This is a genomic window from Oceanisphaera marina, from assembly GCF_014643915.1.
Taxonomy (GTDB): domain Bacteria; phylum Pseudomonadota; class Gammaproteobacteria; order Enterobacterales; family Aeromonadaceae; genus Oceanimonas; species Oceanimonas marina.
In genome coordinates this window covers 18,617-32,903 of sequence record NZ_BMKE01000011.1, presented here as the reverse complement: position 1 = coordinate 32,903, position 14,287 = coordinate 18,617, and the positions used below count along the sequence as shown (strand labels likewise).

Here is a 14,287-nt window from a genome sequence, read left to right as displayed (position 1 = left end):
GCGAAGACTCGGTGTTTTTTCTGCTCGCTGACCGCTTAACGCTTTTTTACAAGGCTTCCAGCCGTGCGTAGGCGGTCACCAGCCATTTACTGCCGCCGTCATCAAAGTTTACCTGCACCCGGCTGTGGGCATCGGCGCCTTCAAAATTCAATACCACGCCCTCACCAAACTTGGGGTGCCGTACCCGTTGTCCCAGGCGAAAGCCGGTTTCATTGAAGGTATCCTGCACCCGATCCTGACTGAAACGGCCGTTGGGCACAGCACGGCTGACCGTGGCTTTCAGTCGTATTTCTTCCAGGCAGTCGCCGGGCAGCTCTTTGATAAAACGGCTGGGACGATGGAACATTTCCTTGCCATATAACCGCCGCGTTTCGGCATGGCTGATGTAGAGCTTGCTCATGGCGCGGGTGATGCCCACGTAGGCCAGACGGCGCTCTTCTTCCAGTCGCTGGCTTTCTTCTGCCGACTGCTGGCTGGGGAACATACCCTCTTCTACGCCCACCATAAATACCAGCGGAAACTCCAGGCCCTTGGCCGAGTGCAACGTCATCAGCTGCACCGCATCATCAAACTGATCGGCCTGACTTTCGCCGGCTTCCAGTGCGGCATGAGACAAAAACGCCGACAGCAACGACATATCGTCGTCTTCGGAGGGCGTAAACTGACGAGTGGCGCTGACCAGCTCTTCCAGGTTTTCTACCCGCGCCTGGGCTTTTTCGCCTCGCTCGGCCTGATACATGGCCTTGAGACCCGACAACTCAATCACGCGGTCGGTCTGCACATGCAGGGGCAACTCCCGGGTCTCGTCTTCCAACTGGTTGATCAAGGCCAGAAAACGGCTTACCGCAGAAGCGGCACGCCCCGTCAGTACTTTTTCTTCAACCAGTGCCCAGGCTGATTGCCACAAGGTTAATTGACGGTCACGGGCGGCTTCGCGCACCAGACCCAGAGTCCGCTCGCCAATGCCGCGAGTCGGGGTATTGACGATTCGCTCGAAGGCCGCTTCATCACCACGATTATTCATCAGTCGCAAATAGCCCAGCGCATCCTTGATTTCCTGGCGCTCGAAAAAGCGCAAGCCACCATATATACGATAGGGTAGCCGCGACTGGATCAGCGCCTCTTCCAATACCCGCGACTGGGCATTATTGCGATACAAAATGGCGGCTTCTGCGAGTAAACCGTCTTGCTGACGCCATTGCTTGATGCGCTCGACCACGAAGCGAGCTTCGTCCACTTCGTTAAAAGCGCCGTACAGGGCGATGGGTTCCCCTTCAACGCCTTCGGTCCACAGCTGCTTGCCCATGCGCTCGGCATTATTGGCAATCAGGGTGTTGGCGGCTTTTAGAATGGTGCCGGTGGAACGGTAATTCTGCTCCAGCCGCACGGTTTCGGAGCCCGGAAAATCCTGCAGGAAACGAGCAATGTTTTCCACTTTGGCTCCGCGCCAGCCATAAATGGACTGATCGTCGTCACCCACAATCATCACCCGCGCTTGCTGACCGGCCAGCATGTGCAACCAGGCATACTGAATGCTGTTGGTGTCCTGAAACTCATCCACCAGAATATGCTGAAACCGCTGCTGGTAATGAGCCAGAATATGCGGCTTTTGCAACCACAGTTCGTGGGCGCGCAGCAACAGCTCGGCAAAATCCACCAGGCCGGCGCGGTCGCAGGTATCTTGATAGACCTGATAAATACGCTGATAGGTTTGCTGCACGGGATCGTGCAGAATCTGAATGTCTTTGGGCCTTAAACCTTCATCTTTGCGGGCATTGATAAAACCCGAGGCCTGGCGCACCGGCCACTGTTTTTCATCCAGGTTCATGCCTTTGAGAATACGGCGCAGCAAACGTTTCTGGTCGTCGGAGTCGAGAATCTGAAAGTCCTGCGGCAGCCTGGCATCCAGGTGATGGGCGCGTAGCAAACGATGAGCCAGGCCATGAAAGGTGCCCAGCCACAGGCCGAACAAACGCCCGCCCAGCAGCTGCTCTACCCGGCCGCGCATTTCTGCCGACGCCTTGTTGGTAAAGGTTACCGCCAGAATCGCCGACGCCGGCACCTGCTCAACCTGCATCAGCCAGGCGATACGATGCACCAGCACCCGGGTCTTGCCACTGCCGGCACCGGCCAGCACCAGCATGTTCTGGGCCGGGGCGGCGACGGCCTCCCTTTGCTTGTCGTTCATGCCGTCAAGCAGGCTGGATACATCCATCTTGGCTCCCTTAAATTTCATAGTTTGGCGCAATGCCGATTCAGCTAGGAGGGATAGAAAGATGGCCTAAACCAACCGGCGATGGCAGGGATGCCATCGCCGAGCATACAGGGGCGAGCTTGCTCGCGAGTACCAAGCTTGTTGCCTGACCGAACTTCCTGTGAAAGTTCGCAGCAGGCAACAGGCGAAGGTGGCATTCAATGTTGCGTGTTGGTGTGGCGGCTCTCTATCCCGAGAACGCCTGAATGATCGACATTACAGTATGGCGAGGATTATAACAGCTCCAGCATTTGCTCCAACCGCTCAAGCTCCACATGTGGCAAACACTGCAGTGCCGCCGCGCTGCGTCCCTGATCGTTGAGCCAGATGGCCTGGCAACCGGCGTGCACCGCCCCCGCCACATCGGTTTTGATATGATCGCCTATGTGCAGAATCTCGCACGGCTGCACACCGGTTTGTTCGGCCAGGGTATTGAACATATCGGGTGCCGGCTTCATGCGGCCATCAATACCGGCTCTGAGTACCACATCAAAATAGGGTGCCAGCTCGGTGTGCTCCAGCGGCAGATTACCGTTGGTGATCACCGCCAGTTGATAACGCTGGCCGAGCTCAGCCAATACCCGGTGACTGGTTTCAGGCACCTGAATTTTACCGCGCTCGGTTAAAAACCCCTGATAAAACGTTTCGGCCATGGTGGCGGCAGACGCCTCAATCATGCCTTGCTGGCGCAAGCCCTCGGTTAACACCCGTAATCGACAGGCACTGACATCGTGGCTCAGCTCAGGCTCGGTCAGTAAAATCTGGCGCTTGATGGCGGCCAGGTTATCCGGCCCCAGCAAGGTGGACTCGGGATGGTGCTGCTTTAACGCCTGCAACAGCCAGGCTTCCGCCGCCGCAATCACCGGCACGTTATCGTACAGGGTATCGTCTAAGTCGAAGCTAATGACCTTCACCGGCGTCAATCTTTTATAAAAGCGCATGGAATTCCTTTATGAAGAAAGCGGAAAGCCGTCAGCGATCAGCTGTCAGTTAAAGCCCATACCACAAACATTCTGCTCCACAGGGCTAGTCTTTAGCTGACGGCTGAAAGCTTACCGCTATTTCTTGTCGCGTTTGGCCCTGGGGTGGGCCTGATCGTAGGCCTTGGCCAGGTGCTGAAAATCCAGATGGGTATAAATCTGGGTGGTGGCCAGATCCGCATGGCCCAACAGCTCCTGTACCGCCCGCAAATCGCCACTCGACTCCAGCATATGGGTGGCAAATGAATGCCGTAGCTTGTGGGGGTGAATATGGCTCGACAGGGCCTGCTTGCCACCCCACTGTGCCAATCGCAACTGTACGCTGCGATGACTGATACGCCGCTGCCGTTGACTGACAAACAAGGCGATGTCTTCGCCGCCAGCCACGGCGGGCCTGACCACCAGCCATTTTTTCAGCCACTCGAGCGCCATGCGCCCCACCGGTAAAATGCGCTCTTTGTTACCTTTACCAATCACCCGCACCTGACGCTCATCAAACTGGATATCGCCGAGGTTCAAGTCGACCAGTTCGGCCAGACGCAGGCCTGAAGAATACATCAGCTCCATAATGGCACGATCTCTCACCGCCAGCGGATCGGATTCGTCGATGTTCATCAGCTGGTGCAGCTCGTCAACGTCGAGGTTTTTCGGTAACGGACGCCCCTGTTTGGGGGCACTGACGCCCCGTGCCGGATTGGCCTGCAGCTGACCTTGCAAAATCAGCCAGTCACAAAAACTGCGCAAGGCACTCAACTTGGTGGCAATGGAGCGTGGTGACAAGCCGCTTTTGTGCATACGGGTAGCCAGGCCACGCACATGACTGATGGTAAGCGCCGACCAGCCGGCGAGCGATAACTCGCTCAACTGCTCGGCCATGGCATTAAGATTGCGACCATAACCGCTGCGGGTATTCGCACTCAGCTGACGCTCTACCCGCAGATATTCAAGAAAATCGTTAATGTCGTCCGCCAGATCAGCCGCGCTCATGACAGGTTTGCTCCGCAGCCATCAGCCGGGGTAATAACAGCGCCAGCACATCGGCCAACTGGTTAATAAGCAAGGTATCCATACCCGGGCCATAGTGGCTGCCATCGGCACTGCCAAAGGCCAGCAAGCCCAGCTCGCCCTTGGCACCCAGACGGATCAAGGCACAGGAGTTAACCAGCGAGTCTTGAAACAAGCCCAGCTTTTCTTCTTTGCCCAGCCGCCCCAGGTACACCAGTTGGCTGGCCATGCGTTCACGATACAATCGCTCCAGCTGCTCACCGGCAGAACTGGTGGCGTCTGGATAGGCTCTGGGATCCAGTACCAGTTGCACCGCCTGCACCCGTAACTGCTGTTGCAGGGTGCTGCGTATGCACAACTCCAGCTCCAGCACACTGGTGCATTCAAACAACCGCGGCATCAGATCCATATACACGCGAAAAATACGCTCGTTTTCACCGGCCACCATCATCAGTTCGGTAATTTCATCTTCCAGCTCGTAAATACGCTGACGCTGCCGATCGAGCTTCACCTCGACCAGAGACACGCTACCGCGCTGTTCATGAGGCAGCCGCAGCTGTTCCAGCAGGCTAGGCTGACGCTCAAAAAACTGCGGCTGCGCCAGCAGATATTCGGCAATTTGGCTATCGTCCAAACCCGTGTTGACACACGGGTTCATGCCGGTCACGCTATCGGTCATAGATTTATCTGTCCATCAAATACATGCTCTGCCGGACCTGTCATGTACACCGGCTTGCCCGGACCTTGCCAGGCAATCTGCAGCTCACCACCCGGTAACTGCACCCGAACTCTGTCTGTCAGTTTGCCCCAGCTCATGCCCATGATGGCCGCCGCACAGGCACCGGTACCGCAGGCCAGGGTTTCCCCCGCGCCGCGTTCATGCACCCTGAGTTTAATTTCACGACCGTTGATAATCTGCATGAAACCCACATTGACCCGGGCCGGAAAACGCTCGTGATTTTCCAGCTCGGGCCCCAATTTGGCCACCAAATCGGTGTTGATGTCATCCACTTCCAGCACGCAGTGCGGGTTGCCCATCGACACCACGCCACACAGCACAGTTTGCAGGGCCGAGGGCACCAGGTAGGTTTTTTCTGCCTTCTGCGCCTTGAAGGGAATCTTGGCGGGCTCAAACTCGGGCACGCCCATATTGACCGTCACCTGATTATCTTTTTCAAGCTGCAGGACTATGTTGCCTTTTTGGGTGCTGACGCTGATTCTGTCTTTATGGGTCAGCCCTTTCAAACGCACGAAGCGGGCAAAGCAGCGGGCGCCATTGCCACACTGCTCTACTTCGCTGCCATCGGCATTGAAAATGCGATAGTGAAAGTCGAGATCCGGATCATAGGGTGGCTCGACCAGCAACAGCTGGTCGAAACCAATACCAAAATGACGGTCGGCCAGCTGCCGAATCACCTCGGGATTGAAAAATACCTTTTGGGTGACGCCATCAACGACCATAAAATCGTTGCCGAGCCCCTGCATTTTGGAAAATTGGATCACAGATCCCCCTCAGGATTCGGGTAATAGACTTTCGCCACGCCACAAATCGGTCAATGGTTCACGCTCGCGAATAACAAACGCCTGTTCGCCATCCACCATCACTTCGCCAGCCCGGGGGCGACTGTTGTAGTTGGATGCCATCACAAAACCGTAAGCACCGGCAGAGCGCACCGCCAGTAAATCCCCTTCGGTAATCGAGAGCTCCCGATCTTTACCGATAAAGTCACCGGTTTCACAAATAGGCCCAACGATATCGTAGACGGCGGCCTGACGTTCCAGGGTCTTGTCGACCGGAATAATGGCCTGCCAGGCGCTGTACAAGGCCGGGCGGATCAGGTCGTTCATGGCTGCATCAACGATGGCAAAGTTTTTGGCTTCACCGGGTTTCAGGTGCTCGACGCGCGTCAACAGCACACCGGCGTTGGCGGCAATGGCACGACCGGGTTCAAACACCAGCGTCAAATCGCGGCCCTGCAGGCGAGCTTTCAGCTGCTCCACATACACACCGGGCTCGGGTGGTGTTTCATCGTCATAACGCACGCCTAAACCGCCACCCACATCCAGATGCTGGATATGAATGCCATCGGCCGCCAGCGCATCAATCAGCACCAATAATTTGTCGACGGCTTCCAGAAACGGTGCCACTTCGGTGAGCTGCGAGCCGATATGACAATCCAAGCCATGGATTTCCAGGTGTTCCATGCTTGCAGCCTGGTGATAAACGTCCTGGGCCTGCTCGATGGGGATACCGAATTTGTTTTCTTTCAAGCCGGTAGAAATGTAAGGGTGAGTACCGGCATCAATATCCGGGTTTACCCGAATGGAAATGGCTGCCTTGCGGCCCATTTTGCCTGCCACCTCGTTGATGCGAGCCAGCTCGGCAATGGACTCCACGTTAAAGCAGAAAATATTCTGCTCCAGCGCAAACTCGATTTCATCCACTCGTTTGCCCACACCGGAAAATACCACCTTGCCCGCGTCGCCACCGGCGGCCAGTACGCGGCACAGCTCCCCCTTGGAAACGATATCGAAACCCGAACCCAGGCGAGCCAGTACGTTCAGTACCGCCAGGTTGGAGTTGGCTTTGACTGCGTAGCAGACAAGATGTTTAACATCACCCGCCGCCTTGTCAAAGGCGTGCCAGTGACGTTCCAGGGTGGCGCGGGAGTAAACATAAAGTGGGGTGCCGTGTTGTTCGGCCAGACGACTTAAATCGCAGGCTTCACCGTAAAGGCGGCCATCGTCCTGATAATTAAAATAATCCAATGTATTTTCCTTTACGACTGCTCAGTTTGGGGTTGCTTTTGCTCAGGCTCGGGGAGCGTTAGCGGCCCTTTAAGACCGCACGCCAACAAACTCAGGCATAAAGCAACCAATGCGGTTAACTTGAATATGTTCATAGGTTGACTGTGAATATGTTTCCAGACTCTTATAATCTCACTCACACTCTCAAAAGCAATAGGAAGCAGGCGATGAACGACAGTGAATTCCATTCCTTGGCAGATGCCATTTACCAGCATATTGAAGAAAGCATCGACAGCAGCGGCGTTGACATAGACTGCGAGACCATAGGTGGCGTGATGACGCTGACCTTTGAGAACAACGTCAAATTCGTCATCAACCGCCAGGAGCCGCTCCATCAAATCTGGTTGGCCACCCGCGAAAACGGCCACCACTTTGCCCTGAAGGACGATAAATGGATCGATAATCGTCAGGGCCATGAGCTACTGAGCTGGCTCAGCCTGCAGGCACAGCGTCAGGGCGAGACCAGGCTGGTACTCTAACTTTCGTTCAGGCAGGGTCGAGCATCGTCTCGACCTTCCTTGGTACTCTTGTAGGGCAACACTCGCTGTTGCCCCTGCCCTGCCACTATTTCGTAATACTGCGGCAGGTTGAAATGGGCGAAGTGACTTTGCCCGGCAACCTGCTGATTCGAGGTGTAAAAGCGGTTAATGCTCTGCACCAGTTCATCTTTGCTGCCCGAGACCTGGCGGTAGACTTCCACCCGGTTTGCCTCATCCAGAATATACAGGTTGTAGTCTTCGCCGCTGTCCTCGAAGAAAAACTGCATCAAGCCTTCACTGGCATACACATCCACAATATCGGGTACCGGCTTGCCCACTTGCTGATCCAGGCGCAGGGTCTTATGAGTAGGCTGCTGTCGCACCGGTAGCTGGCCCACGGCGACCGCATCCCGCTTTTGTACGCTCACTCCCCGCCGTTCAAAGAAGATGCTGTGCTCTTCACTGCCTAACAGCAATGTCTTGACGGTGCTGCCCTGCTCGCGCGAAAGACGCAAACCAATGCATTCTTTTATCAGCTGTTCGAAACGCGTCCGGATCAGGCTGCGAAAGTTCAGGCTGTAGCAGAATACCTGCAGGCTTTCGGGAGCCGTGGCACCTTGGTGCATCTTGCCCAGAATGGTGGTGAGTGCGTCGACGACCGCCATGGGGCCGGAAAAATGCAACGAGCGAATTTCATCCCAGGAGTTGCGGTACAAGACATCCACCGAGCCCACCAGATTTTCCAGCTGCTGGCCAAAACTGAAGGGGTCGCTGGTTTTGGCGTTAAATTCGATGGGCCTATTGTGCCAGCGCGCGGTGGGATCCTGCTCGAGATTCAGAAAAATACCGAGCTGGCGAACTTCACAGGGGCGGCTTAGCGCCAGGTTGCTGGGTGAGGGAGTGCGCACCGGAAAGATTCGCGCCAGATCGCGACAGAACTCCTGCAGGTGTTGCAGGCTGACGTCGGTGTCCTGATTAAACAACTGCAGCTGGGTATCCGAATTCAACAAGCCGTTGAAGTGCGCCCAGGCAATCAACTTGCCCACATAACCACTGTATTCCAGCGGACTGCGGCCGATCAGCTCGGCAGGTGTCAGCCCCTGTTTATAGAGGTACCAGCCTGCTTTATTCAGCCGCCGCTCTGGTACCTGCACCAGACTGATATTTGCCTCGGCCAGATCAGGCGCAATTTTCAGGTTGATTAACTGCACCTTGCCGGGCAGATTTTCGAAGGCGGCATAGAGCTTGCGCGATAAGATGCCGATATCTTCCGGGTTAATCGATTCAGTGATGTTATTGCGCCGGGCAAACTGGATCAGATTGCGATAGCTCTGCATCAAGGCTTCCAACAGCTCGCCATAGGCAGATTTAACCTGCTCTACCTTCCAGTGGTCTCGGTTATTGAGCAGCGCTACCTTGTCTGCCGGCCAGCCCCAGGCTGCAATCAACCGGTTAATCTGTTCAATGCGTACCGCGTGGGATTCGTGCCGGGTTTGAGAAAAATCGAGCCCTTCCGACACCTTCAAATAAAAACAGCGCCGTACTAGGTCCAGCCGTTTTTCATCACCCATGGATTTAAGATAACCGGTCACTTTTTCCAGCATCAGCATATAGTGATCCTGGCGTTCATCGAGCCGGTCGGCACTTTGAAAGTGCCCTTTAAGATGGCGACAAAGCAGCTTGGTGTCGGGATACTCGTGAGAATAGGCTTCCATCAGCACGGTCTTCAGCACTGCCTTGTAGGGCGAGTCGATGCTTTTATACAGCTGCCACAAGGCTGAGCCAAAGTATTCTTCTGCCGGAATGCGGGCAAATCCGCCCAAATCCAGCCATTCATCATGATTCAGGGTGCCGTTGGCAAATTGTTCGGCCACAAAACGATCGTAGCGCGGGCCCAGTTTGCCCGGGGCAAACATCCACACCAGACGTTTGCCGGCAATACGCAGATGACTGCGATAAAACTCGTCAAGCAACAACAGATGCTGGGCACTGCCACAGCTTTCGCCTTCTACTATCTGCTGATTGTCGGTACGAAACTTGTTGTCGGGAATAAGAAACAGATTCAGCTCAACCTGGCGCTGTTCTGCCCATTGGGAAATCAGCAGACACTTTTGCTGCAACCAGTCCACTCGCTCCGGCGCTATCTGGTGGGAATAACACACCCAGATATCGAGATCCGACTCTCTACTCTGGCCGATGGACGAGGTGCTGCCCATGGAATAGAGGCCGAAGATTTCATTTTTACCGGACTCCAGCCCCTGGTGGCCATTGGCGGCCTCGCACAGCTCATCAATAAATTGCTGCTGGCGTTCATTGGGCAGAAAGTGGCACACGCCCACAGGCACATTTCCCGGCACATAGCCCGGTAGCAGGGGATGATTGTAATGCAGCAATACCGGCAGTAACTGGAATACCTGCTGGCCATAACGACTCATGACAGCCAATGCATGAGCTTGTTTTTGCTGATTAAATTGATCACATTGCTCTACGAGCCGGTGAAAATTAGCGTGCAAGAGTATGGGCCTTTGGTGGACCGACACAGACCCAGAAGCGGGTCAAAAGTGTGATCATGGTAACAATTCGTTACTGGATGAACAATATATGTCGATAACCGCATCGGCAAGATAACGCCTAACCGTTTTTCTCCCCTGTAATGCCAGCACAGGAATGATAATATCGAACGATTAGTGGATATTTAAGAAGAGATTCAAATGGCAAATCGCATCATACGTATCGCCACCCGCAAGAGTCTACTGGCCCTGTGGCAGGCCCATTATGTTAAAGAGCAGCTAGAGCAACTCCACCCTCATATTGAAGTAGAGTTGGTGCCGATGACCACCAAAGGTGATGTGCTGCTTGATACTCCGCTCGCCAAAATCGGCGGCAAGGGCCTGTTTATCAAAGAGCTGGAACAAGCCATGCTGGAAGGCCGGGCCGATATTGCCGTGCACTCGATGAAAGATGTGCCGGTAGAATTTCCCGAGGGGCTGGGCCTGACCGTGATTTGCGAGCGAGAGGATCCGCGCGATGCCTTTGTGTCGAATAATTATACTCACCTGGAACAATTACCGGCCGGCGCCGTGGTGGGCACAGCCAGCTTGCGTCGCGAATGCCAGATCCGTGCCCGCTACCCGCACCTGGAAGTAAAAGTACTGCGCGGCAACGTACAAACCCGCCTGCGCAAACTCGATGATGGCGAATATGATGCCATTATTCTGGCGGCCGCCGGACTCAAGCGTCTGGAGCTGGACGCGCGCATTGCCGGCTTGATGAGTCCGGAAGACAGTCTGCCAGCCAATGGCCAGGGTGCCGTGGGCATAGAGTGCCGACTGGATGATGCCGAGCTGCTCGAACTGCTTGCACCTCTAGATCATCACGACACCCGACTGAGAGTGGAAGCCGAACGCGCCATGAACCGGGGCTTGCAGGGTGGCTGTCAGGTACCTATCGGCTCTTATGCCGAACTGCAAGGCGATCAGCTGTGGCTGCGTGGTCTGGTCGGACGCCCCGATGGCAGCCAGGTTATCTATGAAGAGATGACAGGCCCGGCCAGCCAAGGCCAGGAAATGGGTGCCGAAATGGCAAAACGCCTGCTTGCCCGCGGTGCCGATAAAATATTGGCCGAGGTGTATCAGTCATGACACCGCTGGTGGTTCGCCCCGAGCCCCAGGCCAGCAGCCTGAGCCAGGCTTTGCGCGCGGCTGGCCACCAACCGGTGAACAGTCCTTTGCTAAGCTTCGTTGAGGGAGCCGAATTAAGCCGACTCCCTCAGTTGCTGGGTCAGCTATCGGCGCAGGATTATGTGATAGCGGTCAGCGTACATGCGGTAAATTTTACCGATAATGCCCTGCGCCAACACAATCTGTCCTGGCCCGAGGCACACTATATTGCAGTCGGTGAAGCCACCGGCAATGCCTTTGCAGAAGTGGGGATACCCGGTGCTGCCGTACCCGGTGACCCTCGCTCGGAAGGCATTATTTCGCTGCCGGGGCTGGAGCAATTGTCGGGGCGGCGCGTGGTAATTCTGCGCGGCAATGGCGGGCGCCACATGATAGCGCCTACCCTGACCGACAGAGGCGCGCGTGTCGACTATTGTGAGGTATACCAACGCCAGTATCGTCAAGACCCAAATGGTAAACTGGTGAAAAGCTGGCAGAGTCACGGGGTGGACAGTATTATCATCACCAGTGGCGGTTTACTGAGTCATGTTGTTCAGCTGACCGACGACCGCGCAAAGGACTGGCTGCTAAGCCGTTTATTGATTGTTCCCAGCATCCGTGTGGTAATTGAGGCCAAGGAGCTGGGCTTCACTCAGATCATAAATGCAGAAGGTGCATCCAATCAGGCCCTGATTGCCGCTCTGGATGAGAGGAAACGGAATGACAGACAAGACTGATAACCATCAAGATCATCAGAATACGACTGCCGGCGACAACACCAAAGCCGAGGTCATCTCTACGCCATCAGCCACGGCAGCAGCCGATTCGACGGCACCGGAACCACAAGCCACCCCGTCTGAAGCCAAAACGCCACCGCCCGATGCAAACAAGACAGAAAAAACGTCTTCCTCGGGTAAGGTGCTGGCTATTGTTGCCATTATCATCGCCATTGTGCTGGCCGCCATTCTCTACTGGCACGGTCATAACCAGGCACTGGTTCAGGCGGAACAACTCGATCAGCTACAGCAAAAAATGCAACAGCAAGAGCAACAATTGCAAAGCTCGCTGCAGAAAGCTGAATCAAAACAGAATAAACAACTCGCCAATGTCGCCAGCCGCCAGGATAGCCTTGACGAACACATTGAAGGCGTCTCGCGCAAAGTACTGGATCTGGACAACAAACGTCCCAACGACTGGATGCTGGCCGAAGCCGAATATCTGGTTCGCATGGCCGGTCGTAAACTCTGGCTGGAGCAGGATGCCGTTGCTGCCGCCATGATGCTGGCCAATGCGGATGAACGCCTGGCTGCCCTCAATGATCCCAGCCTGACGCCAATACGCAGCGCCCTGGCCGATGACATTGCCAGCATCAAGTCGGTGCAGAAGGTCGACCGGGAAGGTCTGGTGATCAAGCTGAACAGCATCAATGATCAGGTCGACAAACTGCAATTGGACGGCGTCATCATGGCCCGTGCCGAAGAACCCGACTTTACCGTTTCAGACTCGGTCAGTGACTGGAAATCCAACCTGAAGAAAAGCTGGGCCAGCTTCAGTGATAACTTTGTGACGGTACGCCGTCGCGACGGTAATGTAGAGGCATTGTTATCGCCCCAGCAGCACTGGTATTTAAGCGAGAACCTGAAAGGCAAGCTGCTGCAGGCACAGCTGGCAGTGTATCGCGAGCAGCAGGAAATTTACGACAGCTCTTTAGCCCAGTCCAAACAGTGGCTGCAGGATTACTTTGCCGATGACAGCGTGCGCCAGTTTATGCTCGAGCAGCTCGACACACTGAGCGGGCAGCAGATCAAGGTGGACTATCCCGAGCAATTCGCCGCTCAAGAGAGCTTAAAGCAACTGCTGGATGACAGACTGCAACGTCTGCTAACCGGCCAGTAAGGGGAAGTCTATGATCCGTCTTGCGATTATCATCGTCATCCTGGCCGCCGGCCTTATTATTGGCCCGGATATTACGGGCCAGCAGGGTTACGTGCTATTGGCCGCTGGTGATTACACCATTGAAACCACGGCCACGGTATTTCTGGTCGCCATCGTCTTGTTTTACGCATTGCTGCTGTTTATCGAATGGTTGCTGGGCCGCATTTTTGGCATAGGACACAAAACCCGTAACTGGTTTGTGGGCCGCCGCCGCCGCAAGGCCCTCAATTATACCCAGAGTGGCATGCAGGCTCTGGTAGCCGAAGACTATGCCGCCGCCGAAAAAATGCTGTTAAAGGGTACCAAGGGTAACGATCTGGCATTGCTCAACTACCTGAATGCCGCCACCGCAGCCCAGGCACTGGGCCACGACGCCAAGCGCGATGATTATTTGCGCCTGGCCCACGAGCACAATCCGGGTGCCGGTCTGGCAGTAGGCCTGACACAAACCCGCCTGCAATATCAGCAGGGCCAGTTTGAGCTCGCGCTGGCCGGTGTACAGCAACTGGAGCAAGAGTACGGCAGCCATCCCGCCCTGCTCAAGTTACAGAAAGACGTATACCTTGCCACCGGTAAATGGCCGGAGCTGATGACCACCCTGGATGCCTTGGCAAGCCAGGAGCTGATCGAGGCTGACGAACAGGAAACGCTGAAACAGCAAGCCTATGCCGGCTGGTTTGACAGCGCCGCCAATACCGATGGCAGCGCCGGCCTGATCACTCTGTGGCAGGGTTTGTCTCGTAAAGAAAAGTATCAGCCCGAGATTCTGGTGCCATTATGCGATCGCCTGATTGCCCTTAAGGCCCACCAGGAAGCACAACAGCTGTTGCTGGATGGTTTGAGCAAGAAATCCGATCCGCGACTGCTGGCCTGCATGACGCAACTACAGCTTAACGACTATCACCCGCTGCTGACCCTGCTGGAGAAGAAAGCGAAAAAAGAGTCGTCAGCCGAGCTGCACTCCACCCTGGGTCAGCTATACCTCAAGGACAACAAGCCAGAGCAGGCCGAACAACACCTGCAGCAAGCCATCGCCCTGCAACCCAGCGCCGGTGACTATATTCTGCTGGCCGGTCTGGCCGAGCAACGCAAAGATGTGAATCAGGCCAACGATTACTATCGCCACAGCCTGGCACTGGCTTCCTGAGGTTATTGTTGCCCTTACGA

Annotated in this window: 13 protein-coding genes; 5 read left to right on the top strand and 8 right to left on the bottom strand. The window is 55.4% G+C overall.

Going from position 1 to position 14,287, the window contains the following annotated elements; genetic code table 11:
- Positions 1-46 precede the first annotated feature (46 nt).
- The 7 genes from uvrD to lptM all read right to left on the bottom strand — a co-directional run bounded on the left by uvrD (position 47) and on the right by lptM (position 7,142).
- Complete coding sequence (gene uvrD, locus IEW52_RS08140; protein WP_188629571.1) at positions 47-2,215, bottom strand: DNA helicase II; 2,169 nt, start codon at positions 2,213-2,215, stop codon at positions 47-49.
- Between the two features lie 272 nt (positions 2,216-2,487).
- Positions 2,488-3,195 carry an HAD-IA family hydrolase gene (locus tag IEW52_RS08135; RefSeq protein WP_188629570.1) on the bottom strand — a complete coding sequence of 236 codons (708 nt, stop codon included), beginning with the start codon at positions 3,193-3,195 and terminating at the stop codon, positions 2,488-2,490.
- A 117-nt stretch (positions 3,196-3,312) separates the two neighbouring features.
- Positions 3,313-4,221 (bottom strand): tyrosine recombinase XerC, encoded by a 909-nt coding sequence (gene xerC / locus IEW52_RS08130; RefSeq protein ID WP_188629569.1) that lies wholly within the window; start codon positions 4,219-4,221, stop codon positions 3,313-3,315.
- Positions 4,208-4,918 (bottom strand): DUF484 family protein, encoded by a 711-nt coding sequence (locus IEW52_RS08125; RefSeq protein ID WP_229667857.1) that lies wholly within the window; start codon positions 4,916-4,918, stop codon positions 4,208-4,210. Before IEW52_RS08125 ends, xerC begins: the two co-directional genes overlap by 14 nt.
- The gene (dapF, locus tag IEW52_RS08120) at positions 4,915-5,742 is read right to left on the bottom strand and encodes a diaminopimelate epimerase (RefSeq protein ID WP_373286223.1); all 828 of its coding nucleotides are present in this window, start codon (positions 5,740-5,742) and stop codon (positions 4,915-4,917) included. Before dapF ends, IEW52_RS08125 begins: the two co-directional genes overlap by 4 nt.
- A gap of 9 nt (positions 5,743-5,751) precedes the next feature.
- Positions 5,752-7,008, bottom strand: a complete 1,257-nt coding sequence (lysA, locus tag IEW52_RS08115) for a diaminopimelate decarboxylase (RefSeq protein ID WP_188629568.1) — start codon at positions 7,006-7,008, stop codon at positions 5,752-5,754.
- Positions 7,009-7,019: 11 nt separating this feature from the next.
- A complete protein-coding gene (lptM, locus tag IEW52_RS15720) occupies positions 7,020-7,142 on the bottom strand; it encodes an LPS translocon maturation chaperone LptM (RefSeq protein ID WP_229667856.1) in 123 nt (40 codons plus the stop codon).
- Positions 7,143-7,214: 72 nt separating this feature from the next.
- On the opposite strand from lptM, the gene cyaY reads away from it, so the two are divergent.
- On the top strand, positions 7,215-7,526 hold the full coding sequence (cyaY, locus tag IEW52_RS08110; RefSeq protein ID WP_188629567.1) for an iron donor protein CyaY: 312 nt from the start codon (positions 7,215-7,217) through the stop codon (positions 7,524-7,526).
- On the opposite strand, the gene IEW52_RS08105 is transcribed toward cyaY, so the two are convergent.
- Positions 7,523-10,039, bottom strand: a complete 2,517-nt coding sequence (locus IEW52_RS08105; RefSeq protein WP_188629566.1) for a class I adenylate cyclase — start codon at positions 10,037-10,039, stop codon at positions 7,523-7,525. The two genes, cyaY and IEW52_RS08105, sit on opposite strands and share 4 nt — an antisense overlap.
- Before the next feature lie 198 nt (positions 10,040-10,237).
- Here IEW52_RS08105 and hemC point away from each other — a divergent pair, with 198 nt between their 5' ends.
- Genes hemC through IEW52_RS08085 form a run of 4 tightly spaced genes read left to right on the top strand, consistent with a single transcriptional unit; the run spans position 10,238 to position 14,267 of the window.
- Positions 10,238-11,167: a hydroxymethylbilane synthase gene (gene hemC / locus IEW52_RS08100; protein ID WP_188629565.1), complete on the top strand. Its 930-nt coding sequence runs from the start codon at positions 10,238-10,240 to the stop codon at positions 11,165-11,167.
- A complete protein-coding gene (locus IEW52_RS08095; RefSeq protein WP_188629564.1) occupies positions 11,164-11,922 on the top strand; it encodes a uroporphyrinogen-III synthase in 759 nt (252 codons plus the stop codon). The genes hemC and IEW52_RS08095 overlap by 4 nt, the downstream gene beginning before the upstream one ends.
- Complete coding sequence (locus tag IEW52_RS08090; protein ID WP_188629563.1) at positions 11,906-13,081, top strand: uroporphyrinogen-III C-methyltransferase; 1,176 nt, start codon at positions 11,906-11,908, stop codon at positions 13,079-13,081. Before IEW52_RS08095 ends, IEW52_RS08090 begins: the two co-directional genes overlap by 17 nt.
- Before the next feature lie 10 nt (positions 13,082-13,091).
- Entirely contained in the window at positions 13,092-14,267 is a 1,176-nt protein-coding gene (locus IEW52_RS08085; protein ID WP_188629562.1) for a heme biosynthesis HemY N-terminal domain-containing protein, read from the top strand.
- Positions 14,268-14,287 lie beyond the last annotated feature (20 nt).

What these genes read in the sequence shown, in the direction of transcription:
- IEW52_RS08090 (WP_188629563.1), top strand. Translation starts at nt 11,906, where the DNA reads ATGACAGACAAGACTGATAACCATCAAGATCATCAGAATACGACTGCC.
- cyaY (WP_188629567.1), top strand. Translation starts at nt 7,215, where the DNA reads ATGAACGACAGTGAATTCCATTCCTTGGCAGATGCCATTTACCAGCAT.
- lptM (WP_229667856.1), bottom strand. Translation starts at nt 7,142, where the DNA reads ATGAACATATTCAAGTTAACCGCATTGGTTGCTTTATGCCTGAGTTTG.
- xerC (WP_188629569.1), bottom strand. Translation starts at nt 4,221, where the DNA reads ATGAGCGCGGCTGATCTGGCGGACGACATTAACGATTTTCTTGAATAT.
- uvrD (WP_188629571.1), bottom strand. Translation starts at nt 2,215, where the DNA reads ATGGATGTATCCAGCCTGCTTGACGGCATGAACGACAAGCAAAGGGAG.
- IEW52_RS08125 (WP_229667857.1), bottom strand. Translation starts at nt 4,918, where the DNA reads ATGACCGATAGCGTGACCGGCATGAACCCGTGTGTCAACACGGGTTTG.
- hemC (WP_188629565.1), top strand. Translation starts at nt 10,238, where the DNA reads ATGGCAAATCGCATCATACGTATCGCCACCCGCAAGAGTCTACTGGCC.
- IEW52_RS08095 (WP_188629564.1), top strand. Translation starts at nt 11,164, where the DNA reads ATGACACCGCTGGTGGTTCGCCCCGAGCCCCAGGCCAGCAGCCTGAGC.
- IEW52_RS08135 (WP_188629570.1), bottom strand. Translation starts at nt 3,195, where the DNA reads ATGCGCTTTTATAAAAGATTGACGCCGGTGAAGGTCATTAGCTTCGAC.
- IEW52_RS08085 (WP_188629562.1), top strand. Translation starts at nt 13,092, where the DNA reads ATGATCCGTCTTGCGATTATCATCGTCATCCTGGCCGCCGGCCTTATT.